The 22,647-nt window shown below is 61.7% G+C and carries 23 protein-coding genes and 1 pseudogene; 11 read left to right on the forward strand and 13 right to left on the reverse strand.

The genetic code is table 11. From position 1 onward, the window contains the following. The first annotated feature begins 1 nt into the window (after position 1). Positions 2-280: a type II toxin-antitoxin system HicA family toxin gene (locus CYR52_RS14430; RefSeq protein ID WP_101828813.1), complete on the forward strand. Its 279-nt coding sequence runs from the start codon at positions 2-4 to the stop codon at positions 278-280. A 67-nt stretch (positions 281-347) separates the two neighbouring features. On the opposite strand, the gene CYR52_RS14435 is transcribed toward CYR52_RS14430, so the two are convergent. Together CYR52_RS14435 and CYR52_RS14440 are read right to left on the reverse strand one after the other, a co-directional pair. Beyond that, positions 348-1,346, reverse strand: coding sequence for a magnesium and cobalt transport protein CorA (locus tag CYR52_RS14435; RefSeq protein WP_072928371.1), 999 nt, complete (start codon positions 1,344-1,346; stop codon positions 348-350). A gap of 114 nt (positions 1,347-1,460) precedes the next feature. Further along, positions 1,461-3,236, reverse strand: coding sequence for a sensor domain-containing phosphodiesterase (locus CYR52_RS14440; protein ID WP_101828814.1), 1,776 nt, complete (start codon positions 3,234-3,236; stop codon positions 1,461-1,463). Positions 3,237-3,512: 276 nt separating this feature from the next. On the opposite strand from CYR52_RS14440, the gene CYR52_RS14445 reads away from it, so the two are divergent. Continuing rightward, complete coding sequence (locus CYR52_RS14445) at positions 3,513-4,082, forward strand: hypothetical protein (RefSeq protein WP_101828815.1); 570 nt, start codon at positions 3,513-3,515, stop codon at positions 4,080-4,082. Positions 4,083-4,102: 20 nt separating this feature from the next. Here the strand turns inward: CYR52_RS14445 and CYR52_RS14450 are convergent, their stop codons facing one another. Further along, a complete protein-coding gene (locus tag CYR52_RS14450; protein ID WP_072928374.1) occupies positions 4,103-4,549 on the reverse strand; it encodes a GNAT family N-acetyltransferase in 447 nt (148 codons plus the stop codon). A 142-nt stretch (positions 4,550-4,691) separates the two neighbouring features. After that, complete coding sequence (locus CYR52_RS14455) at positions 4,692-6,986, reverse strand: FdhF/YdeP family oxidoreductase (protein WP_101828816.1); 2,295 nt, start codon at positions 6,984-6,986, stop codon at positions 4,692-4,694. A gap of 194 nt (positions 6,987-7,180) precedes the next feature. On the opposite strand from CYR52_RS14455, the gene CYR52_RS14460 reads away from it, so the two are divergent. Together CYR52_RS14460 and CYR52_RS14465 are read left to right on the forward strand one after the other, a co-directional pair. Beyond that, positions 7,181-8,308: a DUF1615 domain-containing protein gene (locus CYR52_RS14460; protein WP_101828817.1), complete on the forward strand. Its 1,128-nt coding sequence runs from the start codon at positions 7,181-7,183 to the stop codon at positions 8,306-8,308. Positions 8,309-8,393: 85 nt separating this feature from the next. Then, entirely contained in the window at positions 8,394-9,377 is a 984-nt protein-coding gene (locus CYR52_RS14465; protein ID WP_206602310.1) for an NAD(P)H-quinone oxidoreductase, read from the forward strand. A gap of 173 nt (positions 9,378-9,550) precedes the next feature. On the opposite strand, the gene CYR52_RS14470 is transcribed toward CYR52_RS14465, so the two are convergent. Next, on the reverse strand, positions 9,551-10,045 hold the full coding sequence (locus CYR52_RS14470; protein ID WP_101828818.1) for an Lrp/AsnC family transcriptional regulator: 495 nt from the start codon (positions 10,043-10,045) through the stop codon (positions 9,551-9,553). 136 nt (positions 10,046-10,181) lie between these two features. Here CYR52_RS14470 and CYR52_RS14475 point away from each other — a divergent pair, with 136 nt between their 5' ends. Continuing rightward, a complete protein-coding gene (locus CYR52_RS14475) occupies positions 10,182-10,595 on the forward strand; it encodes a DUF2000 domain-containing protein (RefSeq protein ID WP_072928378.1) in 414 nt (137 codons plus the stop codon). Here the strand turns inward: CYR52_RS14475 and CYR52_RS14480 are convergent. Both CYR52_RS14480 and CYR52_RS14485 read right to left on the reverse strand, forming a co-directional pair. Further along, a complete protein-coding gene (locus CYR52_RS14480; protein WP_101828819.1) occupies positions 10,592-11,161 on the reverse strand; it encodes a GNAT family N-acetyltransferase in 570 nt (189 codons plus the stop codon). The genes CYR52_RS14475 and CYR52_RS14480 overlap by 4 nt on opposite strands. A 134-nt stretch (positions 11,162-11,295) precedes the next feature. Further along, on the reverse strand, positions 11,296-11,730 hold the full coding sequence (locus CYR52_RS14485) for a DUF2938 family protein (RefSeq protein ID WP_338152951.1): 435 nt from the start codon (positions 11,728-11,730) through the stop codon (positions 11,296-11,298). Between the two features lie 79 nt (positions 11,731-11,809). Here CYR52_RS14485 and CYR52_RS14490 point away from each other — a divergent pair, with 79 nt between their 5' ends. Further along, positions 11,810-12,223, forward strand: coding sequence for a helix-turn-helix domain-containing protein (locus tag CYR52_RS14490; protein ID WP_101828820.1), 414 nt, complete (start codon positions 11,810-11,812; stop codon positions 12,221-12,223). A 101-nt stretch (positions 12,224-12,324) separates the two neighbouring features. After that, positions 12,325-14,550 (forward strand): TonB-dependent receptor, encoded by a 2,226-nt coding sequence (locus tag CYR52_RS14495; RefSeq protein ID WP_101828821.1) that lies wholly within the window; start codon positions 12,325-12,327, stop codon positions 14,548-14,550. A gap of 378 nt (positions 14,551-14,928) precedes the next feature. Here the strand turns inward: CYR52_RS14495 and CYR52_RS14500 are convergent, their stop codons facing one another. Both CYR52_RS14500 and CYR52_RS14510 read right to left on the reverse strand, forming a co-directional pair. Beyond that, on the reverse strand, positions 14,929-15,408 hold the full coding sequence (locus tag CYR52_RS14500) for an Hcp family type VI secretion system effector (RefSeq protein WP_101828822.1): 480 nt from the start codon (positions 15,406-15,408) through the stop codon (positions 14,929-14,931). A 202-nt stretch (positions 15,409-15,610) separates the two neighbouring features. Then, entirely contained in the window at positions 15,611-16,309 is a 699-nt protein-coding gene (locus CYR52_RS14510; RefSeq protein WP_101828824.1) for a hypothetical protein, read from the reverse strand. Positions 16,310-16,720: 411 nt separating this feature from the next. Between CYR52_RS14510 and CYR52_RS22930 the strand changes: the two are divergent. Beyond that, a pseudogene (locus tag CYR52_RS22930) lies at positions 16,721-16,873 on the forward strand (hypothetical protein); the annotation flags it as partial. A gap of 52 nt (positions 16,874-16,925) precedes the next feature. Here CYR52_RS22930 and CYR52_RS14520 read toward each other — a convergent pair. From CYR52_RS14520 to CYR52_RS14535, 4 genes are all read right to left on the reverse strand, one after another. Then, positions 16,926-17,144: a hypothetical protein gene (locus CYR52_RS14520; protein WP_101828826.1), complete on the reverse strand. Its 219-nt coding sequence runs from the start codon at positions 17,142-17,144 to the stop codon at positions 16,926-16,928. Then, complete coding sequence (locus CYR52_RS14525) at positions 17,134-17,367, reverse strand: hypothetical protein (protein WP_072928385.1); 234 nt, start codon at positions 17,365-17,367, stop codon at positions 17,134-17,136. The genes CYR52_RS14520 and CYR52_RS14525 overlap by 11 nt, the downstream gene beginning before the upstream one ends. A gap of 127 nt (positions 17,368-17,494) precedes the next feature. Continuing rightward, positions 17,495-18,253: a metallophosphoesterase family protein gene (locus CYR52_RS14530; RefSeq protein WP_072928386.1), complete on the reverse strand. Its 759-nt coding sequence runs from the start codon at positions 18,251-18,253 to the stop codon at positions 17,495-17,497. Positions 18,254-18,255: 2 nt separating this feature from the next. Beyond that, a complete protein-coding gene (locus tag CYR52_RS14535; RefSeq protein WP_101828827.1) occupies positions 18,256-18,600 on the reverse strand; it encodes a hypothetical protein in 345 nt (114 codons plus the stop codon). A gap of 201 nt (positions 18,601-18,801) precedes the next feature. On the opposite strand from CYR52_RS14535, the gene CYR52_RS14540 reads away from it, so the two are divergent. The 3 genes from CYR52_RS14540 to CYR52_RS14550 are packed head-to-tail and all read left to right on the forward strand — an operon-like array spanning position 18,802 to position 22,608. Then, the gene (locus tag CYR52_RS14540; protein ID WP_072928388.1) at positions 18,802-19,302 is read left to right on the forward strand and encodes a (2Fe-2S)-binding protein; all 501 of its coding nucleotides are present in this window, start codon (positions 18,802-18,804) and stop codon (positions 19,300-19,302) included. After that, on the forward strand, positions 19,289-20,284 hold the full coding sequence (locus tag CYR52_RS14545; RefSeq protein WP_072928389.1) for an FAD binding domain-containing protein: 996 nt from the start codon (positions 19,289-19,291) through the stop codon (positions 20,282-20,284). The genes CYR52_RS14540 and CYR52_RS14545 overlap by 14 nt, the downstream gene beginning before the upstream one ends. Continuing rightward, positions 20,281-22,608, forward strand: a complete 2,328-nt coding sequence (locus tag CYR52_RS14550; RefSeq protein ID WP_079205217.1) for a xanthine dehydrogenase family protein molybdopterin-binding subunit — start codon at positions 20,281-20,283, stop codon at positions 22,606-22,608. Before CYR52_RS14545 ends, CYR52_RS14550 begins: the two co-directional genes overlap by 4 nt. The last annotated feature ends 39 nt before the right edge of the window (positions 22,609-22,647 follow it).

Below are 22,647 nucleotides of genomic sequence, written 5' to 3' on the forward strand. Positions count from 1 at the left end.
CATGTTTAACGCCAGGGTCGGCACCTTAACCTATGCGGAACTCGCCAGGGCGCTGGCGGATATGGGGTTTGTATTACAGCCTAAAGGGGCCACCGGCCATGAAAAATGGATCCGCTATAACGCCCAGGGGAAAAAGCAGGTGGTGACGGTGTCTAAACATACCGCCCCCTTTGCCGCCGATTTGATCAAAGCGATGGCAAGGCAGGCGGAGGTGAGTCACCGGAAACTTTACGCGTATTGCAAAAAACAGATCACCCTGCAGCAACTGGAACGCACCTGAGCCGGCAGCGCCGGTTTGTTACCGGCTGGTCGTCAGGTTGCCCGGCATCACGCAGGGGGCAGAACACTCACAGCCACCCGGCGCGCCGCAGTTTCAGGTAGAGCCAGAGGCAGCCGACCACCGTGATGCCGAGCGTCAGCGGGTAGCCCCAGCTGGTGTCCAGCTCCGGCATATCTTTGAAGTTCATGCCGTAAAGGCTGAACACCACCGTGGGCAGCGCGAGGATCGCCCCCCAGCCCGCCAGCCGTTGCACCACTTCGTTCTGGTGCACCGACACCAGCGCCAGGTTGACGTGGGTGGCGTTGGTCAGCATTTCGCGCATGTCATCGGTCAGCATGATCACCTGGTGCGCGTGGTCCTGCACGTCACGCATGTAATCGCGCAACTCCTTCGGCAGCAAGCCGTCATGGTGCAGCAGCTGGCCGCAGATGTCCTGCATCGGCACCGCCGCGTTGCGCAGCGAAAGCAGGTGGCGGCGCAGGTGGTAAACCTGCCGCACCGCTTTCTGGTCAAACTCGGTTTTAAACATGCGGGACTCAATCTCCTCGAACTGGCTGGAAAACTCGCCAACGATGCCGAGGTAGTTGTCCACGATGAAATCGAGCACGCAGTAGAGCGCGTAACCGGGGCCGCGCGCCAGCTGCTCCGGGCACTGCTCGGCGTGCTCGCGCACCTTGGCGTAGCTGGAGGAGGCGCCGTGGCGCACGGTGATCAGGAAGTTTTTGCCGTAAAAGAGGTGGGTTTCGCCATACTCAATGCGGTCGCGGATTTTCTGCGCGGTATGCGCCACGATGAAAAAGGTGTCGCCGTACTGCTCGATTTTCGGCCGCTGGTGGGCGGTGAGGGCGTCCTCAATCGCCAGGTCGTGCAGGTTAAATTCCTGCTGAATGTGGCGCAGGTAATCGTTGTCCGGTTGCCATAGCCCGAGCCAGATAAAGGTGTCCGGCGCGGCCAGCATCTCGCTGATGTTCTCGGAAGTGACTTCGCCCACCGCTTTGCCGTTGCGGTAAGCCATGCTTTTTACCCTCTGTTCCGAGGGCTGTTGTTGGTCATTTTTTGTGTGCATAACGTCCTGACACTGTTGGGAAATAGGGGATCCTCCCCACAGCGTAGCCTGAATTGCCGCACTTTGCGTGGCGGCCCGGTAAGCAGACGTGGCAAGTTGTATAAATTTATGACATCAGGCTTCCGGCACGGCGTCCGGCCGCAGCAGGGCGCTCACGGCTTCCGGCAGCATCGGCCGGGCCAGGTGGAAGCCCTGCACCCGGTCACACCCGGCGCGGTGCAGCCAGGCCAGGGTGGCTTCATCCTCCACGCCCTCCGCCACCACCACATATTTCAGCATATGCAGCATACCGATGATCTGCTCGACGATGATCCGGCAGTCGGCATCATACTGCAGCGGGCGGATCAGGGACTGGTCAAGCTTGATGACGTCAACCGGGATCCTTTTCAGGTAGGTCAGGTTGCTGTGGCCGTTGCCGAAATCGTCCAGCGCCAGCACAAAGCCCGCCTCGCGCAGCCGCCGCAAACAGGCGAGCGCCGCCGGGCTGCCTAAAATTTTCTGCGTCTCCAGGCACTCGATCTCTAAATCCGCCGGGGTCAGGTCATGCGCTTTCAGCTGCGCCAGCAGCCGGTCAACAAAGTCAGGCTCGGCAAAGTTACTGACCGCCACGTTGACCGCCACCGGCAACATAATGCCCTGGTTGCGCCACTGGCGGAGCTGGCGCGTGGCCTGGGCGATCACCCATTGGGTGAGCGGGCGGATAAGCGTGGTGTTCTCTGCCAGCGGCACAAACTGCGCGGGGGAAACCGCGCCGAATTCCGGGTGCTGCCAGCGCAGCAGCGCCTCGGCCCCCACCGCGTGGCCGCCTTTGACATCAAATTTCGGCTGGTACATCAGGTAGAGGCCGGTGTCACGGTCCAGGCACTCCACCAGATCGCTCAGCAGGCGGAAGGCCCTTTTTTGCGCCTCGTCACTCTCCTGGCGGTAGGGCATCAACGGCATCTCCTGGTCGATGGCGTCATGCAGGGCGCTCATCGCTTTGCGTAACACCTGCTGCGGGGCCGCAACCGGCACGCGGAAACCGGTATAGCCGATGTGCATCTCGAGGCGGATCGGCACCGGCAGGCTCAGGCCGGCGGGCAGGGATTCTGAGCACTGCATCAGCGTGTGCAGCACGGTTTCACTGCGAGCCTGCGGCACCCACATCGCAAAACGGCCGGTGGCCACGCAGTAGATTTTCTCCTGCCCGCAGAACGCCCGGTGCAGGGCATCGCCGATTTCGCACAGCATCTGCTCCACCATCGGCATCCCCAGCGAGCGGCCCATTTCATAGGCGTAGGTGATGTTGATGCAGTCAATCAATACCAGCACGCAGTCCGGCGGCCCGCTCAGGATTTCATGCAAATCCGCAATCAGCCGCTGGCGGTTGGGCAGGCCGGTCACCGCATCCACCAGCCCCACGGCGCTGCGTGACTGCAACAGCGCCATCACTACCGCGGCCATCTCCTGCAGGGTGCGGCACTGCTCGGCCGTAAAGGTGCGCGGCTGGTAGTCGATCACACACAGGCTGCCGATCGCCACGCCGTCGTCGGTGGTCAGCGGCGCACCGGCATAAAAGCGCAGCGGCTGTTCCGGCTGGCGGGCCAGCGGCAGGCGGTAGAACCGTTCATCCAGCCAGGTATCGGGGCAGACCAGCACCCCGTCATTATGCAGGGTGTACTGGCAGAAGGCGTCGTCGCGGCTGGTTTCATCCAGCGGGAAGTTGGTTTTGGCTTTGATGCACTGCTTCTCATCAGTGATCAGGGTCACCAGACAGGTAGGCATATCCAGCATTTTGCAGGTCAACGCAGTAATTTTATTCAGGATCTCATCCTGGGAGGCGTCAAGGATCTGAAGATCTTTTAACGCCTGCAAGCGGGGTTGATCATCCTGGCGGACAAGGCTGGACATGGTGGTTACCTTAGGTACGTGGCTGGTCATTACAGCCTGTTCCGCAAAAAATACAAGAAGAACGTGGAAATAAGCGCCGAAAGCAGGGAATAAGGCAAATTCCATAGAGGAAATGCGGCGAATTTCTCTCTGTGCGCAGTGCTGAGCCGCGGAGGGAACAGAGAAGCACGCGATCGCGTTGAGACGTTCACCCGCAACGGCAGCCCCTTTGCCGTTATCTCTCGGCTATGCTTTCTTTACACCCGCGCCACCGGGCGCAGCCCCTGGAGAAACCCCATGCCGCAGATTGTGCTGACCCAATACCGAGAGAGTGCCGCAGATGAGATCGCCGGGTTACAGGCCGATCTCGCCACCCGCGGGATCGAACTGCATCTGCGCCGTGCGCCGCCGGGCGCCCCGGTGACCATTGAACTCACCACCCCGGCGCTGGTGGTTGTCGCTTTTGCACAGACATTTCTGGCGGCCCTGGTCGGCGAACTGGCGAAAGATGCCTACGACTGGCTTAAACAGCGGCTCGGCGGTTTTGCCCGTGAGGTGGCCGCCCAACAGCCCGCGCGCGAAGGGATGCTGAAGAACGACGTCGCGCCGCTGGCGCTGGACGCGGACACCCCTGGGGCCCAGTTCCGGCTGCCGTTGCCGGTGAATGACCCGGCGTTTGCCTATGAGGCCGCCGTGGCCGCCTTCCTGGAGTTTGCCGTGGCCTGTCAGGCGGGGCGCGCCACGCTGGATGACCTGGGGCCGGGCGCGGCGGAGCACCCGGACGGGGTGATCCGCCTGCGCTATGATGCCGCCGCCCGCCGTCTGGTGTGGGACGACCCGGTCGCCCCGGTGCTGCGCCGCCCGTAGCGCCGGGCGGCCTGCACCGCCTACACCTGTTTGCTCATATTGTGGCCGGTGATGTGGTAGCCACAGGCCTCATACAGCTGCCGGGCGCGCGGGTTGTCCGCCGCCACCCGCAGCCGCACCTCGCTGATGCCCCCGGCGGCCAGCTGTGTTTCCAGGTCGGCCAGCGCCTGCCGCCCATGCCCTGCACCGCGGAACGGCGGCAAGACCAGGAAATCCATGATGAAGGCATTGGTTTCATTGCGCTGATACCAGAGGTAGCCCACGCATTCGCCCTGATGTTCAATCACCAGCAGCACCTGCCGTTCCGTCTCCACGCCCTGCGGCAACACCGCGTGCAGGGCCTGTTGCGCCTCTGACCGCGCCCGCAGCGCGTCGAAACCATAGTTGGCGCTGAGGTCATCGGCGTATTCCGCCAGAAACAGCTGCGCCCAGGGCGCGAACTCCGGTTCGGTCATTTTTCGTAGCATCGGCCTGACTCCATAGGGAAAAACGTATTGTGACGTGCGGCAGCGGCGGTTGTCGCGGGCTTTTTGCGGCCGCACCCGACAGGCAGAAAAAAGCCGCCCCGGAGGGGCGGCTGGGCGGGGTTACGTCAGGCTCCTGCGCCGGTCAGGCACAGTGCTCCAGCGCAATCGGCACATTTTTATAGGCCGGGATGCCGCTCTCATCGTCATAGCTGTTGAGCGGCACCAGCACGTTGCCTTCCGGGTAGTAAGTCGCCACCGAGCCGGGGGCCATGTCATGCACCACCACCGTCAGGTTATCCATCCGGCGCGCGGTCGGTGTGCCGTCCGGGGCCAGCGCCACCACGTTGACCTTGTCACCCACGCGCAACCGGCGGCTTTCCGCTTCATCCGCGTTGATGAACAGCACATCGCGGCGGCCGGTGACGCCGCGGTAACGGTCATTCATGCCGTACAGCGTGGTGTTGTACTGGTCATGGCTGCGCAGGGTGGTCAGCACCAGGTCATGCCCCTGCGCCGAACGCGGGTCTTCGTTAATCCCGTGCATCACAATGAAATTGGCCTTGCCGCTTGGCGTGTTCCATTTGCGCTCCGAGGCGGCGTTATAGAGCCGGAAACCGCCGTGATTCATGATGCGTTTGTTGAAGTCCTTGAACGCCGGGAACACCGACTCAATCGCATCGCGGATGAAGTGGTAGTCAGACACCAGCTTGTCCCACGGCACCACGGTATTGGGCAGGGAAGCCTTCGCCAGCGCCGCCACCAGCGCGGGTTCTGACTTCAGGTGCGGCGAGGCGGGTTCCAGCGACCCGCGTGAGGCGTGCACCATCGACATCGAATCCTCCACCGTCACCGACTGGTCGCCGGAGAGCTGGGTATCACGCTCGGTGCGGCCAATCACCGGGAACAGGTAGGTGTGCTTCGCCACCGCCAGGTGCGAGCGGTTCAGCTTGGTGGCCATATGCACCGCCAGATCCAGCTTGCGCATCCCCTCGAAACAGGTTTCCGGCTCCGGCATGGCGACCGGCAAATTGCCGCCGAGGCAGAACAGCGCTTTGGCTTTGCCCTCGTGCATCGCACGGATGGTCGCCACGGCACCGTGGCCATGTTTGGTTGGCGGGGTGAAGCCAAACGTGCGCTCAATGCCGTCCAGCAGGGCCTGGTTCGGGATCTCGGTAATGCCCACCGTGCGGTCGCCCTGCACGTTGGAGTGGCCGCGCAGCGGGCAGATACCGGCACCTTTCTTGCCGATGTTGCCGCGCATCAGCATCAGGTTGGCGAGCTGCTGCACATTCTTGGTGCCGTACTGGTGCTGGGTGATGCCCATGCCGTAACAGAGGATGGTGCGCTCCGCTTTGGCGTACAGGCGCGCGATATGCAGGATGTCTTTGTGGCTCAGGCCGGAGACGCGCTCAATGTCCGCCCAGTCAGTCGCTTCCAGGTCAGCCTTGAGTTCCTCGAAGCCCTGGGTGTGCTCGGCAATAAACGCCTCGTCGATCACCCCTTTTTCGCCCTTGCTCAGTGCCTCGTTGTGCAGCGACAGCAGCGATTTCATGATGCCCTTGACCATCGCAGCGTCACCGCCGACCCGCACCTTGTAGTAGGTGGAGGAGAGGCGGGTTGAGCTGAGCGTCAGCATCTCCAGCGGGCTTTGCGGGGAGGTAAAGCGCTCCAGCCCGCGCTCCTGCAATGGGTTGAACGCCACAATGGTGCCGCCGCGTTTCGCCACTTCCCGCAGGGTGCCGAGCATCCGCGGGTGGTTGGTGCCGGGGTTATGGCCGACACACAGCACCAGATCGCAGTGGTCGAAATCTTCCAGTTCCACCGTGCCCTTGCCGACGCCGATGGAGACCGGCAGCCCGACGCTGGTCGGCTCGTGGCACATGTTGGAGCAGTCCGGGAAGTTGTTGGTGCCGTATTCGCGCGCGAACAACTGGTAGAGGAAGGCCGCCTCATTCGAGGCGCGGCCGGAGGTGTAAAACTCCACGCTGTCCGGGTCATCATAGCCCTGCATCAGCGCGCCGATCTCCTGGAAGGCGGTGTCCCATTCGATGACCTGATAAGTGTCAGTGTCGCGATCATATTTCATCGGATGGGTGAGGCGCCCTTCGTTTTCCAGATCAAAATCGTGGCGTTCCCACAGTTCTTTCACCGGGTGCGCAGCGAAGAAATCCGGCGTGGCGCGTTTGCCGGTGGCCTCCCAGGAGACCGCTTTCGCGCCGTTCTCACAAAACTCAAATGACGAGGTGTGCAGCGGGTCGGGCCAGGCGCAGCCGGGGCAGTCAAACCCCTGCGGCTGGTTCATCCTGAACAGCGCAATCACATCCTGTTTCACTGCCATCTGGCCGCGGATCGCATCCGCCACCGCTTTCAGTGCGCCCCAGCCACCCGCTGAGCCGCCATAAGGGGCAATCCCAATCGCTCCATTCTTCTCTTTCATCTTATGCTCTCACTCTTGCTTTCAGAAACGATTAGGAAAATTGTAGTGCATGTTAAGAAAATCACCCGGCAGCATGAAAAACCGGCGTTACCGATAGGCTGCCGCTATCAGTGGCTGGTTCACCCCCGAGGGATTTGTTACGGTAGTCACAAAGGGACGCTTCACGCCCGCCTGACCACGATGATAGGGAACTTATGGAACTGACTGCCTTTTCTGTGCCGCCTGTGCGTTTTTCTGTGCGCCCGCTGGCGTGGGTGGCGCTGCTGGCGCTGGCCGGTTGCACCAGCAAACCGAAAACCGAGGCGCCTGAGATACGCCCGGCCGACGTGCACGCCGAAGTGGTGCGGCTGATGCCCGCTTCCGCTGCTGACCGCAAAGGCTGGGCCACAGACATCACCGCGGCCTTTGCCGCCCAGCAACTGACCCCAAGCCACAGCAACCTCTGCGCGGTGCTGGCGGTGACGGAGCAGGAGTCCAATTTCAAGGCGGATGCGCCGGTGCCGGGGCTGGGCAAGATTGCCTGGAAGGAGATTGAGCGCCGCGCCGGGGAGAAGCACATCCCGGCCTTTGTGGTGCGTACCGCGCTGTTGATCCCGTCCTCCAACGGAAAGTCCTACAGCGCGCGGCTCGACAAGGTGCGCAATGAGAAAGAGCTGAGCGAGATTTTTGATGATTTCATCGGCATGGTGCCGATGGGCCAGCGGCTGTTCGGCAACCTTAACCCGGTGCATACCGGCGGGCCGATGCAGGTCAGCATCGCGTTTGCGGAAGCCCACGCCAAAGGCTACCCCTACCCGGTGGACGGCTCCATCCGCCGGGAAGTCTTCAGCCGCCGGGGCGGGATCTATTTCGGCACGATGCACCTGCTCGGCTACCCAACGGACTACCCGACACCGCTCTACCGCTTCGCCGATTTCAACGCCGGGTGGTACGCCAGCCGCAACGCCGCTTTCCAGCAGGCGGTAAGCCGCATCAGCGGCATCCCGCTGGCGCTGGACGGTGACCTGATCCGCTATGACAGCGACACCCCCGGCACCACGGAGCTGGCGGTGCGCACGCTGGGCAAGACGCTGGATCTCAGCGAACGCGAAATCCGCCGCGCGCTGGAGCAGGGCGAGGAGGAGGGCTTCAGTGACACCACGCTCTACCAACGCGTCTATGCCCGCGCCGACAAGCTGGCCGGGAAGCCGGTGCCGCGTGCGGTGCTGCCGGGGATCACCCTGGAAAGCCCGAAAATCACCCGTAAGCTGACCACCGCCTGGTTTGCCAACCGGGTCAACGACCGTTACCAGCGCTGTATGGCAAAGGCCACATCCAGCTAATCAGCCGGCCGCAGGATCGCCTACGCTATAAAGAAATGCACACACCATGAGAGAGCTTATGTCACAGATTACCTTGCCGGACACCATGACCTTTATCGCCATCACCGAGCCGGGCGGGCCGGAGGTGTTGCAACCGCAGACCGCCCCGGTGCCGCAACCGGCTGAGGGCGAACTGCTGGTGAAAGTCCATGCGGCGGGCGTCAACCGCCCGGATGTGCTCCAGCGTGCCGGCCACTACCCGATGAAGCCGGGCATGGACCCGGTGCCGGGGCTGGAGATTGCCGGGGAAGTGGTCGCCGTGGGCAACAATGTCAGCCGTTATCAGGTGGGCGACCGCGTCTGCGCGCTGACCAACGGCGGCGGCTATGCGGAATATTGCACGGTGCCTGCCACCCAGGCGCTGCCGGTGCCGGACGGCATGTCGATGGAGAGCGCCGCGGCGATCCCGGAGACTTTCTTCACCGTCTGGGCCAATGTGTTTGCCATGGGCAAGGCTAAAAAAGGCGACAAAGTGCTGGTGCACGGCGGCACCAGCGGCATCGGCACCACCACGCTGATGCTGTGCCGCGAGCGCGGCATTGAGGCGTTCGCCACCGCCGGCAGTGAAGAGAAATGCGCTGCCATCCGGGCGCTGGGGGCTACCGCCATTAACTACCGTGAGCAGGATTTTGCCGAGGCGATCGCGGAGCACACCGATGGCAAAGGCGTCGACGTGATCCTCGACATCATGGGCGGCCCCTATTTTGAGCGCAACATCGCCTCGCTGGCGCAGTTCGGGCGGCTGGTGATCATCGGCTTCCTTGGCTCCGCCGTCGCCAAAGAGATCAACGTGATGCCGATCCTGGCGAAACAGGCGATTGTCACCGGGTCACTGCTGCGCTCACGCACCGCTGCGCAGAAAGCGGAGATCGCCGACGCGCTGCACGAGCAGGTCTGGCCTGCGCTCTCCGCCGGCCGCTGCCTGCCGATGATCGACAAAGTCTACCCGCTGGCCCAGGTCGCTGATGCCCACCGCCGCATGGAAAACGGCGAGCACATCGGCAAGATTGTGCTGAAGGTGGCGGGGTAAGGTTTAGTGCCTTACCCAGAGTTATCCACATTTTCTGTGGATAAATGGGCCGTCAGGGTGTGGGTAAGCGGGAAAAAAGCCACAGGTTATCGCCTGTAGCCCGCGTCCTGCGCGGCCTTCGCCCGGTTCCGGCCGGTGATGTTTCCGGCCGGAACCGGTTACGCCGGGCGGGGTTAAAATTCGTCCAGCCGTGGGCGGTTTTTCCCCAGCCCAAGCGGCAATGCGGTATAGGGTTTAATCTCTTTCAGCACAAACGACGTCTCCATCTCTTTGATGCCCGGCAGCCGCCGGATCACCGCCATCGCAAATTCCGAATACTGCTCCAGATCCTGCGCCACCACCTGCAACAGGAAATCAGCACTGCCCGCCGTGGCGTAACAGGCGATCACCTGCGGCAATTCCTGCACCTGGGCTTCAAAACGCAGCGCTTCCTGCTCACTGTGGCTGTCAATTTTGATGCGGATAAACGCCAGCAGCCCCAGCCCGAGCTTTTGCCGGTCAAGCTGCGCGCGGTAACCGGTAATCAACCCCGCCTCTTCCAGCTGCTTAACGCGCCGCCAGCAGGGGGAGGGGGCCATCCCGGCCGCGTCGGCCAGTGCCTGGTTGGTGATGCGGCTGTCTGTTTGCAGTGCTTTTAACAGAAGGGTGTCCTGCCGGGTCAAGGCCATGAAATGATTTTCCTGAATAAGAGGTAATGCCGGTAATTTTTACCATAAAACAGCCGGGCAGGGGTGAGAAAGAAAATTTTTACCGCAGGCGGCGGGGTACACTTTGTGCAGACCTTAACCGCAGGAGAGCAGGAACATGAGTGATTACCGTGTCGCCATTATCGTCAACCCGGCGTTACCGGTGGGGCTGATGGCCAACACCGCCGCCACCCTGGCCGCCGGGCTGGGCGCCCGCCACCCGCAGGTATTTGGCGGCAAACTCACGGACGTGACCGGGCTGGAGATTGATGTCAGCTCCAGATTGCCGATGCCGGTATTGCAGGCGGACGAAGCGACCTTACAGGCGTTGCTGAAACGCAGCGAAGGGGCGAATGACATTAAAGCGGTGGTGGTCTTCCCGGCCTTTGCCCGCCGGATGCACGATTTCGACGAGTACGGCCAGGCGCTGCCGGAGCGCAACCTCTCCGGCGAAACGCTGGACGGCATCGCGCTGTGCGGGCCGAAAAAATGGGTCAGTTCGCTGACCGGCGCGCTGAAACTGTTGCGTTAGGGGGCCGGGCGGAGCAGCGCATAGATCAGCGTATCATCCGGGCAGCCGTCCGGGTTCATACGCTCCTGTTGCAGCGTGGCCTCATGCCGGAAACCGCTGCGTTCTGCCACCTGCCGGCTTTTCACATTGCGCCCGGACATGCGGATCTCCAGCCGCCGGGCCTTCAGCCGCGCAAAGGCAAAGGCCGTCAGCACCTCTACCGCCTGTGAGGCATAGCCATGGCCGGTCGCTTCCGGCACCAGCCAGTAACCCAGTTCATAAAACGGCAGGGCCGGGTTACGGATTTGCAGCCCGATGCAGCCCAACAATCCGTCGCCGTGGCGTGGCACAATCAGAAAGCGGTACTCCTCACTGTCCTGCTCAAAATGGTCTATCGCCTGTTGCATATCCTCCCGCACCCCTTCGGGGGTAAACGTACCTAATGCCCAGGGCAGGAAGGAAAAGTGCGGCTTCGGTACTGAGGCCAGTGCGGCAAACGCCTCATCCACCCGCGCCAGAGAAGGCGGCAATAGCCGGACAGAGGCAGAGGGCAGGGTAAGGCCTGATGAGAATTCGCTGATTTGCATAGAGTAATCGTCCTTAATGATTCGTGTCCGGGTTTTTCAGCGTAGCACCTCAGCGTAAACCGTGCCTTACTGCCACAAAGGGGCGCCGGCCACGGCCGCCAGATACAGCCCAAGCCCAAACGTCAGGTGGCTTTTCACACTGCGCAGGCGGGCGGTGGCCGGGGCCGGGGGCCGGGGGCCGGGGTGCGGGATGCCGCCACACCAAACCCCAGCGCAGGTTGCAGGATAAAGGAAGGTGCGGTAAGGCTCAGCATCCCGACCAGCAGGGCGGGCAACAACGTCGGTTGCTTCAGCCACTGCGGCCCGGCGGCCACCAGCAGCGCGGCAAACACGATGCCAATCGCATAGTGGCACAGCCAGCCGAGCAGGCGTTCGCCCCTCACCGGCGCTGCTGCCATGATCGGGCGATGGCAAAACCGGCCATTGCGCATCAGCGCCAGCCAGCGCCCGACCAGCGCATAATCCAGCGACGGCGTGCCGGACGCCATGCGCTGGAGCCGCGCCCACAGATCCATTAGCCCGGTTGCCCCGATGCCGAGCCACACACAGCCCAACAGACTCTCCGTCATGATTTTTCCTCTGCGTTAATGCGTTAACCCCGTGTTAACGTACCGGGAGTGTGCAACCTGAAGTTCACTTGAGGTCAAGATGCGGGAGCTGGATATTGGTGACGTGGCAGCACGAAGCGGGCTGACCCCCGCCACGCTGCGGTTTTATGAGGAGAAAGGGTTAATCCGGTCAGTGGGCCGCCACGGCCTGCGGCGGCAATACCGCGCGGACGTCTTGCCACTGCTGGCGTTGATCGTGCTGGGGCAACGTGCCGGGTTTTCTTTGCTGGAGATCGCCGCGATGCTGGGCAATGAACGCGCGCCGGTGCTTGACCGCGCGCAGCTGGCGGCAAAAGCCGATGAGGTAGACCAGCAGATCCGCCATCTGGAAAAAGTGCGCGACGGCTTGCGCCATGCGGCCGCCTGCCCGGCATCCGGCCATCTTCTCTGCCCGTTGTTTAACCGCCTGCTGCGTGCCGCCCGGCGTGGGGCGCGAAAAAAATCGGGCAGGTAGCCTGTGAGCAGCCGGGCGTATCTTGCCAAACCCCTGTCGACTCATGATAATGCGCGGTGATAATGATAACGGTTATCATTTCTTTTTACAGGGATTAGCGCATGCACTCAGCCATAAAAAAAACAATGCTGTCCACCCAGATCCTGCTGGCCCTCGTGGCCGCAGCCGGGGTGGCGAATGCCGCAGAACCGGGCGCGGCCACATCAGACACGCCTCAGCCCGCCCCGCAGGGTGACCAGCTGGTGGTGACCGCCACCGCACCGGACAGCACCTTCAACGCCGGCAGTGATGCGCTGGTGCCCGCCTACCTGGACGGGCAGATCGCCAACGGCGGCCGCCTCGGTTTCCTGGGGGAGCAGAAAGCGGAAAATGTGCCGTTCAGCATCGTCAGTTACACCAGCAAACTCTTACAAGACCAGCAGGCGCATACGCTCTCTGACGTGCTGGACAATGACGCCTCGGTCGAGAGCAGCTACGGCTACGGCAACTTTGCGGAAAACTATGTGGTGCGCGGTTTCACGCTCGCCACCGATGACATCTCCTACGGCGGCCTGTACGGCGTGTTGCCGCGCCAGATCGTCTCGACCTTCTTTGCGGAGCGTGTGGAACTGCTCAAAGGTGCCAGCGCGTTTCTGAACGGCGTGCCGCCGGGCGGCACCGGGGTCGGCGGCAATGTGAACATCGAGCCGAAACGTGCCGACGACACGCCGCTGACGCGCGTCTCCCTGGATTACACCTCGGCCTCACAGGTCGGCGGTTCGCTGGATCTGGCCCGCCGGTTTGGGGAAGACAACCGCGTTGGCGTGCGGGTTAACCTGATCCACCGCGAAGGCGAAACGGCGATTGACGGCGAGAAACGCCGCCTGACCGGCGGCAGCCTGGGGCTGGACTACCGGGGCGACCGTTTCCGCGGCTCACTTGATGTCGGCGCAGCCCACCAGACGGTGCACGGCGGCCGCCCGGTCGTCTATACCGGCAGCGCCACCCGCATTCCTGATGCGCCGTCCGCCACCACCAACTACGGCCAGCAGTGGGCCTATACCGATCTTGAAACCGAGTTCGGGATGCTGAAAGGCGAGTATGACGTGGCGGAGAACTGGACGGTGTACGGCGCGCTGGGTGCCAGCCATAACCATGAATATGGCAAATACAGCTCACCGACGCTGGCCAATGACGCCGGCGACACCACCATGAGCCGCATGACCGTGCCTTACTTCTCGGACAACGTTTCCGGCAACACCGGTATCCGCGGCACCTTTGACACCGGCGTCGTCAGCCACCGCATCAACATCGGCTACTCCAATGCCTACACCAAAACGCGCTCCGCCTATACCCTGACCACCGCCTCGGTCAGCAGCAATATTTATGCCCCGGTGGCACACACCGAACCGCTGGTTGACCGCTATGCCGGCGGAGACATGGGCGACCCGCACGTGCGCAGCCGTATCCGCAACCAGGGTTATGCGATCTCCGACACGCTGTCAGTGCTGGATGAGCGGATACAGGTGATCGCCGGGTTGCGCCGCCAGAGCATCGCGGTGCGTAACTACGGCTACTATGGCGTGGAGTCCGGCACGTTTGACGAAACCAAAGTCACCCCGGCCTTTGGCCTGGTGCTCAAACCCTGGGATAACGTCTCGTTCTACGCTAACCATATCGAGGCGTTGCAGGCCGGTGAAAGCGGGGCCACCACCTACAACGGCCTGCGCGTCAGCAACGGCGGCCAGACGGCGGGCATTGTGACCTCCAAACAGGATGAAGTGGGCGTGAAAGCGGACTTTGGCCGGGTGGCGGCGTCACTGGCGCTGTTTGAAATCACTAAGCCGGAGAGCATGTACCAGCTGTCGGGCGACCACTACGACTACGGCAACTACGGCGAAGTGCGTAACCGCGGCCTGGAGCTGAACCTGTTCGGCGAACCGGTGTATGGCGTGCGCCTCAACGGCAGCCTGACGCTGCTCGACCCGGAGATGACCAAAACCCAGGACGGCAGCTATGACGGCAAAGACGCGGTCGGCGTGCCGCGCTACCACTGGGTAGTCTCCGGCGAATATGACATTCCTGGGCTGGCGGGTGTCACGGCCACCGGCAAGGTGATCCGCACCGGGGGGCAGTACGCGGATGAAGCGAATGACCTGCAACTGCCTGCCTGGACGCGCCTGGACCTGGGCGTACGCTATGACATGCAACGCAGCGAGAACAACATCGTCTGGCGCGCCGGGGTGGAAAACGTCACCAACGAACACTACTGGGCGTCCGCCGCCGGCGGCTACCTCACCCAGGGCGACCCGCGCGAGCTGAAACTCTCCATGACCGTGGATTTCTGACGCCGCGTGCGTGACGCATTTTCCTTAGCAAAGGCCCGGATAACGGGCCTTTTTTGTTAACCGGGTGCCGGCATAGGCGTGCGGCAACGCCGGGCGTATTTTGCCTCCGGCATAAGGACACAGGAAAAACGATGAGCATACGTAAGGCCGCCTGCCTCGCCGGTAGGGGCCGGAAGCGCCAGCCAAGGAGTGAGCATTGCCCGGCACCCAGCCATCTTCTCTGCCCGTTGTTTAACCGCCTGCTACGTGCTGCCCGGCGTGGGGCGCGAAAAAAAACGGGCAGGTAGCCTGTGGGCAGCCGGGGCGCATCGCCGGCGGAGAGCCGGCGAACAGGGGGCAATCCCAGGTATCGCCTGCTCCCCCACTGCGTAAAATGAATTACGCTATCGCGTACTCGTTCCATGAGTCCGTATACATAATATTCCCTTCGGTATATTTCAATGTGATTTTTTCATAGCGTAACTCAATATTTTCCAGATGGGTTTCCGCCATGCTGTTCGGATATAAAAGTGGTGACATGCTTGTTATTATGACATTTTCAAGGAAAATGTTTAAATATTCCATTTCAATGCCTGCATCAAGGATGCGATACATTTTTATTGTCGATGATTTTAATTTTCTACCTTCGCATAAAGCCCGAAAAAGAATAGGCGTAGTTTGATCTGCTTCTTTTTGGAATACAACCGGTGTGTGAATTCGTGTGCCTGTGAGTTTACCACGATGTGGGTCTACAGGGATATTGACATTATGAGAAAAAGATCGCATCTCAATTGAACCTACTCTTTTAGGAAGCAAGCAGGGTCCTACAATCGGCGAACCATTTTCATCTTCAAACCAAATATGTGCCGGTATTGACATAGGTAAACCTCTTTTGACTATTAATGCCAGATGTAAAATGCTAAAAGCAGCGTCGCCAGATAGAACAACCCAATAGCGAGGAAACTGCTCTCGGGGAAATAATACGCCATAAACATGGAAAATATAAATGTCAGGATAATGGGAATATACGTCCAGAAAAAATACTGCGTCTGTGATTTCACCCATTTCTTCAGGAAGTTCATCATCTTTGTCTTACCAGGTTAATAATGGCGTCAGCAACATTGTTATCAGCTAAATCCTGTAATTCCAGTGCGCCAGAACGCATAAAAAAGGGTTCAAGTAAGAAATACATCATCTCTAATTCGTACATATACAATAGAGAATAATATTCAGGACAGAGTATTTGCAGTCGCCGGGCGCTGTCAGCGGCTCCCTGAATAATCCCATAAATGCCTAATCCTCCCGCGGCCGCCCCTGCAAAGCCACCTATACCGCGGCTTACCGGTAGCCGGACATCCAGCCCCAGGCAAACGGTCATGGTGACGCCCAGTGCAAACGTTTGGGTAGTGAGTGTACTGGCGGCAATATGAATGTTTGCTTTCATCAATAAACGTTTGATATGGTCGAGTTGCATGGGTGTCCGGTTTTTTAGCAGCAACTCAATATAGAGTCTTACCATTTCAGAAATGCTATTTCTGTTCTTGATAAGGTGATAAACCCCTTTTCTGAATCGAATGTCTTCCATCTTTTGATTTACGCAGACATCCTGATAATCTTGGGTAAAACATGATGTGTAATAGAATAACCGCTTACTTCCATCGCCAATCATGCCTATCTGATTTTGCACCTGATTCCATACTCCAGTAAATGCATTATCTAACTTTTGCGAAATTATTTTTCTCGCCTGCATCTGGCGAATAACGTCACTGCTGTGATACATGAACTATTCCTATAGGTTATTATCCTTTGCTTTTAAAATTTTATTTTACCGATGCTAAAGTTTCTTTCTGTTTTTATTGCGTGCAGAGAGTGATAGTGAAGATGGTTTTTTAGAGTGGGACGGTGTGGTCAACAATATGTCTGATGGAATCCCTCTACAATCACTACAGAGGGGCTGGTTGATCGTGGTCAAATTTATTCTGTTTTTCTAGGTGGATGCAAAAGAGTGCTAAGGTAGGGGGTTGTATTTATCTCTGCTACGCGCAGGCATAATGAACACAAGCAGGATGCCCGATAATTAAATGCTTTTATAGTAAATGTGTTGTATGCCTGAAAGACTCAAGAAGGCATCAGATTGACTGCATTATTGACTTGCTTAAAAGCGGTTGTACTCCCAGCGCAGGCAGAGCCGGTCGGCAGCCCGCCGGATGCCCCGGCGCACCTGCATGTGACCTTTGGCGAAATCATTGATGAAGTGGCGGAAACCCTCACCGGCTACCACGGCTGGCTCAGCACCAGCTGGTTCCAGCAGCAGGATATCTACCTCAATGTGTTGCCGGCACAGGCGAACGCAACCGCCCCGGTTTTCTGGAGGCGCAGAAACAGGTCAGGATGAACTAAAGCGCGGTTTCACGCCCCTGATACCAGCACCAGGCACGCCATACCGCCTTCAGCGCGGTGGCCGTGCCGACCCAGGCCAGCAGGCAGATTAACAGGTCAACGTAGCGGGTATCCGGGGCGCTGAGGCGCAGTGAAGAGTGGCCAATCAGCACAATCGCGATAAACAACTGCAACAGGGTGAGGCTGGTTTTCAGCCGGCGGGCCTTATCGTTCATGGTGTCTCCTTTTCCTTGAAAACAAAATTTTCCTGAGCCATTGCCCCAGCCGCGCGCCCCACGGGCCGGTGACCCACGCCACCAGCCCCGCAAAAAACAGCGCTGTGATCAGCGCATGCAGCACGGGATGGGGGCGATGGCTGAACAACGTCAGGTTAACCAGTGAGAACAGCACCAGCCCAAAAAGAAAATTCAGGATAAAACGTTTGCGCGGTGGGGTCATAACGCCTTGTATGCATCTGCGGAAACCCGGCGTGCAGCCCGGCTTCTGTTAAAGATGTGTTAAATAAAACGCAAGGCGGGCAAAAAAACGACGCGTAAACTGTAAGCGGATGTAAGAGGGCAGCCGTTCAGCCGCCCGCCTGCATCCGTCCGGTGAGCAGCGGCGTGACCCAGTCCGGCCGCTGGTGGGCCGCGGCCAGCGCTGCCGCCTGTTCCCAGTTATACGCTACCTGCCGGAATTCCACCTGCCAGCCATGCGCGTTACGTTCAAGCAGGGCATAACGTGCATAGGGGGAACCGGCTTCCATCTGGTGTGGGAACGGGTGGTCATCCTCATACGCCTGCAACCCCACACTGCCGGGATTCACGATCAACCGCCCATCCGGCAGCTCTACCCGGCGCGGCAAATGGGTATGGCCGCACAGGATCAGGGAAGCCTCCACGCCCTGCGCGCGGGCGATGACCTGTTCCATCGCGGCGGGCTGCACGCCCTGAGCGGTCACCTCCTCCAGAAAATAGATGAGATCGTCGCCGGGCACGCCGTGCACCAGCCGGATGTCGCCATCCAGCGTCAGCTCTGCCGGCAAACTCTCCAGCCACGCCCAATGTTCTGCACGCAATGCGCGGTGGGCGTGCTGGTCAGAGAGGCCCAGCGTCTCCGGGGTGCCGGTCAGCAATTGCCGCTCATGGTTGCCCTTAATGGTCGGCAAGCTTAGCGCCATCAGGCGGTCGGCGGTCTCTGCCGGTTGCAGCGCGCCGGAGAGACAATCACCCAGGTTTACCACCGCGTCTACCGCCTGCCCGGCGATGTCTGCCAGCACCGCCTCCAGCGCGGCCAGGTTGCCGTGAATATCAGAAAGGGCGGCCAGCCGCCGGACAGCTCCCATGCTCAGGCCGGGTCCAGCCCGGTGGCCAGCTCATCGAGCGCAATCTCGCGCGCCGGGGCCGTCTCCACCGCCTCGCCATAGTCGTCACTGAGATCCGGCAGGCTGGTGAACTGGCCGTCAAGGAACAGGAACGTCAGGTTGCGTTCCACATCCTCCAGCACCGCATTGGCGGTGGGCAGGTCGTGGCCCTCGCTGTTGTCACCGTCCAGCAGATAGTGGAACCCCCCGTCGCGCTGCTCCACTGTGCCGAGGTCAATCAGGTGCTGGTCGCTGTTGCGCGCCAGAATGTGGTTGTCTGCGAAATAGAGGGTGTAGTGGCGGCGTTTGGTCTGGTCTGGCTGTGCCATGTCCGGCTCCTTAGTCAGGGGGTAAACCGTTGAGTATAGTGCGCCGGTTGCCGCTTTGCCGGGAGGAAATTGTGCGCAAAATCCGCAACCTGGCACGCCGGGCTGGCTCTCTGGCGAATAGGCGCAATACTTAATGGGCTATTTTCAGTGCGGCAGCGTGCTTCTGCCGCCTCTTTTACCCCTTTCGTCCAGGAGATCACCATGGCACAGCAACAGACCTTGCGGCTCAGGATTAACGGACAAGAGACGCCCCCGATGACGCTGGATTCACGCGTCACGCTGCTCGACGCCCTGCGCGAGCACACCTCACTTACCGGCGCCAAAAAAGGCTGCGATCAGGGGCAATGCGGCGCGTGCACCGTGCACGTCAACGGCGAGCGGGTGCTCAGCTGCCTGACGCTGGCCGCACAGGCCGACGGCGCAGAGATTACCACCATTGAGGGGCTGGCCGCCCCGGACGGCACCCTGCATGCGGTTCAGCAGGCGTTCCTGGCGCATGATGCCTTCCAGTGCGGCTACTGCACGCCGGGGCAGATCATGTCAGCCGTGGCCTGCATCCGCGAGGGCCATGCCGGGTCTGACGAGGAGATCCGCGAATACATGAGCGGTAACCTCTGCCGGTGTGGTGCTTACACCCACATTGTGGCCGCCGTGCGCGAAGCCGCCCACCACCTGCAGGGAGCCGCCCATGAAAGCGTTTGACTACCAGCGTGCCACCGATGTCGCCACCGCCCAGCAGCAGGCGAGCGGCAGCGGCAGCCGCTTTCTGGCGGGCGGCACCACCCAGCTCGATCTGATGAAGTGTGAGGTCGAACGGCCGGAGCGGCTGGTGGACATCACCCACCTGCCGGGGCTGGACGCGATTCATGTCACCGGTGAGCGCATCCTGCTCGGCAGCCTGGCGAAGATGAGCCGGGTAGCCGATCACCCGCAGATCCGCGCCACCGCCCCGGCGCTGGCGGACAGCCTGGCGCTCGCCGCCTCGGCGCAATTGCGCAACATGGCGACGCTGGGCGGCAACCTGTTGCAGCGCACCCGGTGCAGCTACTTCCGTGACCCGCAAGGCTATGACGCCTGCAACAAACGCAACCCCGGCTCCGGCTGTGCCGCGCTGGACGGCCTGAACCGCAACCATGCGGTGCTCGGCACCAGCGCGCACTGCATCGCCACCTATCCCGGCGATCTGGCGGTGGCGCTGACGGCGTTTGATGCGGTGCTGCACCTGCGCGCGCCGGACGGCAGCAGCCGCCAGACGCCGATCGCCACCTTCTTCTGGCAGCCCGGCGACCGCCCCGATCTGGAGCACGATCTGGCGCCCGGCGAGCTGATCACCGCCATTGAGATCCCGGTCACCCCGGCGCTTAAACGCTCCCATTACCTCAAAGTGCGTGACCGCGCCTCCTATGAATTTGCCGCCGCCAGCGCCGCCGTGGGGCTGGATCTGGCGAAAGACGGCACCGTGGCTGAGGTGCACATCGCCGTGGGCGGTGTTGCCACCGTCCCGTGGCGCGCCCGCGAGGTGGAGCAGGCGTTGCGCGGGCAGCCGTTTGATGAAGAGACGCTGCGCGCCGCGGCAGAGGTGATTACGCAGGATGCGGTCGCCCACGCGCACAACGGTTATAAGATCACCCTTCTTCCGCGCGTGATTGCCCGCGCCCTGATGATTGCCGGAGGCCTCGCATGACGACCCCAACTGACCAGACGCAGCGCCCACCGCAGACCAGCGCCAGTGACACCCTGACGCCGCCGTTCTCCACGCCGCTGGCCCCGCTGCCGCCGTTACAGGGGCTGGGCGAGGGGCGGGAACGCCTCGAAGGGCGGCTGAAAGTGCAGGGGCAGGCGCGCTACGCCGCGGAGTTCCAGCCGGAGGATATGCTGTTCGGCGTAGTGGTGAACGCCACGGTGCCGCATGGCCGCATCACCGCCATTGAGACGGACGAGGCGAAACAGTGCCCCGGCGTGGTGGCAGTCTACACCCACCAGGACGGGCTGAAACTCAACCCCGGCACCCCGTTCAGCGGCGGCGGCTCGGCGGCCGCGACTTATGTGCCGTTGCAGAGCGACGTGGTGCGCTGGAACGGCCAGCACATCGCGCTGGTGGTGGCGGAAACGCTGGAGCAGGCCACCGAGGCCGCCACGCGGGTGAAGGCGGAGTACGCCCCGGAACCGGCGCTGATCAACCCACAAGACCCGCAGGCGCAGCCGGAGCCGGTAGAAGACCTTGACGTGGAGTGGGGCGACGCCCACCGCGCGATGGCGGAGGCACCGGTGCGGGTGCACGGCGTTTACACCACCCCGCGGGAATACAACTCACCGATTGAGCTGCATGGCTGCATCGCCCAGTGGCAGGATGACCTGCTGACCGTCTGGGAGCCGAGCCAGTGGGCCGGCGGCGCGCGCCACAGCATCGCCGAATGGTTCGGGCTGGGCATCGATCAGGTCCGCGTGATTTCGCCCTATGTCGGCGGCGGGTTCGGCTCCAAAGGCGCGCCGCACGGCCATGTGGCACTGGCCTGCCTCGCCACGCGCACCCTTGGCCGCCCGGTGAAAGTGATCCTGACCCGGCCGCAGACCTTTACCGGTTACGGCGGGCGGCCGCGCACCCGGCAGGCGCTGTCACTCGGCGCGACGCCGGAGGGGCGGCTGCTGTCGATTGTGCATGACAGCTGGAACGAGACGGCGATCGAGGACACCCACCAGGAGCCGTGCAACTCCGTGACGCCGCTGATGTACGGCACCGAGCACTTCTTCTCGCGCCACCGGCTGGTACGCGTTCACACCGTGAACCCCGGCTGGATGCGGGCGCCGGGCGAAAACCCCAGCACCTACGCGCTGGAAATTGCGATGGACGAGCTGGCGGAGGCGTTAGAACTCGACCCGCTGGAACTGCGGCTGCGTAACTGGGTCGACCAGGATCAGGCGGAGAAGGTGCCGTGGACCAGCCGCCGCCTGCGCGAGGCGTACAGCGCCGCCGCCGAGGCGTTTGGCTGGGCGCAGCGTAACCCGGCACCGCGCTCGATGCGCCGCGGCCGGGAGCTGATCGGCTGGGGCATGGCGTCCGGCACCTACCCGGTGCACACCACGCCGGGTGAGGCGCGGGTCATCATCGACCGCCAGGGGCAGATTGAGGTGCAGAGCAGCGGCGCGGACATCGGCACCGGTACCTACACCATTCTGGCGCAGACGGCGGCCGAGGTGCTGGGCGTGCCGTCTTCCGACATCCGCGTGTCGCTGGGGGACACCGCGCTGCCGCGTGCGCCGGTGGCGGGCGGCTCCCAGCTGGCTAACCTGCTGACCGCGGCGGTGCATAAAACCGCCGGTGCCGCGCGGGAGATGCTGCTGGGGCTGGCGGTGACAGAGCCGGATTCGCCGCTGTTTGGTGCCTCGCGTGACACCGCCATCCTGGCCGGGGGCGAGGTGCGCGCCAACGGGAAAAGCATCACCTTTGCTGAGCTGCTGAAACTGGCGGATCGCGATCAACTGGTGGTGCATCAGGACACCTTCAAGGCGGATGCCAGTGAAAAAGACCGCGATACCGCCGACCAGACGGCCAGCATGATGGAGAGCACCAAAGGCGCGCACAGCTGGTGTGCGCACTTTGTGGAGGTGGCGGTGGATGAGGATTTCGGCACCGTGCGCGTCAAGCGGGTGGTGAGTGCCTTTGACTGCGGGCGGCTCTACAACCCGACGCTGGCCAAAAGCCAGTGGATTGGCGGCATTGTGATGGGCATCGGGCAGGCGCTGCTGGAGGAGGGGATGATCGACGCGCGTGACGGGCGCATCCTCAACGCCAACCTCGCGGACTACCTGATGGCGGTGAATGCCGATATCCCGGAGATTCAGGTAATCAACGTCGGTGAGCCGGACTATCAGGCCAGTACGCTGGGCGGTAAAACTGTGGGTGAAGTCGGGATTGTCGGCGTGGCGGCGGCGGTCAGCAATGCCGTTTACCACGCTACCGGCAAGCGCATCCGCGAATTGCCGATTACCCTGGATAAACTGATCTGATTCTTCGGCTCTGAACCTGAGGCGCGCCTATGCGGCGCG

The organism is Chimaeribacter arupi (assembly GCF_002858805.1).
GTDB lineage: Bacteria > Pseudomonadota > Gammaproteobacteria > Enterobacterales > Enterobacteriaceae > Chimaeribacter > Chimaeribacter arupi.

Bases quoted from the DNA above. Each gene is read 5' to 3' on its own strand.
- CYR52_RS14500 (WP_101828822.1), bottom strand. From the start codon at position 15,408: ATGTCAATACCGGCACATATTTGGTTTGAAGATGAAAATGGTTCGCCG.
- CYR52_RS14495 (WP_101828821.1), top strand. From the start codon at position 12,325: ATGCACTCAGCCATAAAAAAAACAATGCTGTCCACCCAGATCCTGCTG.
- CYR52_RS14510 (WP_101828824.1), bottom strand. From the start codon at position 16,309: ATGTATCACAGCAGTGACGTTATTCGCCAGATGCAGGCGAGAAAAATA.
- CYR52_RS14455 (WP_101828816.1), bottom strand. From the start codon at position 6,986: ATGAAAGAGAAGAATGGAGCGATTGGGATTGCCCCTTATGGCGGCTCA.
- CYR52_RS14540 (WP_072928388.1), top strand. From the start codon at position 18,802: ATGGCACAGCAACAGACCTTGCGGCTCAGGATTAACGGACAAGAGACG.
- CYR52_RS14460 (WP_101828817.1), top strand. From the start codon at position 7,181: ATGGAACTGACTGCCTTTTCTGTGCCGCCTGTGCGTTTTTCTGTGCGC.
- CYR52_RS14480 (WP_101828819.1), bottom strand. From the start codon at position 11,161: ATGCAAATCAGCGAATTCTCATCAGGCCTTACCCTGCCCTCTGCCTCT.
- CYR52_RS14440 (WP_101828814.1), bottom strand. From the start codon at position 3,236: ATGTCCAGCCTTGTCCGCCAGGATGATCAACCCCGCTTGCAGGCGTTA.
- CYR52_RS14465 (WP_206602310.1), top strand. From the start codon at position 8,394: ATGACCTTTATCGCCATCACCGAGCCGGGCGGGCCGGAGGTGTTGCAA.
- CYR52_RS14550 (WP_079205217.1), top strand. From the start codon at position 20,281: ATGACGACCCCAACTGACCAGACGCAGCGCCCACCGCAGACCAGCGCC.
- CYR52_RS14535 (WP_101828827.1), bottom strand. From the start codon at position 18,600: ATGGCACAGCCAGACCAGACCAAACGCCGCCACTACACCCTCTATTTC.
- CYR52_RS14490 (WP_101828820.1), top strand. From the start codon at position 11,810: ATGCGGGAGCTGGATATTGGTGACGTGGCAGCACGAAGCGGGCTGACC.
- CYR52_RS14450 (WP_072928374.1), bottom strand. From the start codon at position 4,549: ATGCTACGAAAAATGACCGAACCGGAGTTCGCGCCCTGGGCGCAGCTG.
- CYR52_RS14525 (WP_072928385.1), bottom strand. From the start codon at position 17,367: ATGACCCCACCGCGCAAACGTTTTATCCTGAATTTTCTTTTTGGGCTG.
- CYR52_RS14545 (WP_072928389.1), top strand. From the start codon at position 19,289: ATGAAAGCGTTTGACTACCAGCGTGCCACCGATGTCGCCACCGCCCAG.
- CYR52_RS14530 (WP_072928386.1), bottom strand. From the start codon at position 18,253: ATGGGAGCTGTCCGGCGGCTGGCCGCCCTTTCTGATATTCACGGCAAC.
- CYR52_RS14475 (WP_072928378.1), top strand. From the start codon at position 10,182: ATGAGTGATTACCGTGTCGCCATTATCGTCAACCCGGCGTTACCGGTG.
- CYR52_RS14520 (WP_101828826.1), bottom strand. From the start codon at position 17,144: ATGAACGATAAGGCCCGCCGGCTGAAAACCAGCCTCACCCTGTTGCAG.
- CYR52_RS14435 (WP_072928371.1), bottom strand. From the start codon at position 1,346: ATGCACACAAAAAATGACCAACAACAGCCCTCGGAACAGAGGGTAAAA.
- CYR52_RS14470 (WP_101828818.1), bottom strand. From the start codon at position 10,045: ATGGCCTTGACCCGGCAGGACACCCTTCTGTTAAAAGCACTGCAAACA.
- CYR52_RS14485 (WP_338152951.1), bottom strand. From the start codon at position 11,730: ATGACGGAGAGTCTGTTGGGCTGTGTGTGGCTCGGCATCGGGGCAACC.
- CYR52_RS14445 (WP_101828815.1), top strand. From the start codon at position 3,513: ATGCCGCAGATTGTGCTGACCCAATACCGAGAGAGTGCCGCAGATGAG.
- CYR52_RS14430 (WP_101828813.1), top strand. From the start codon at position 2: ATGTTTAACGCCAGGGTCGGCACCTTAACCTATGCGGAACTCGCCAGG.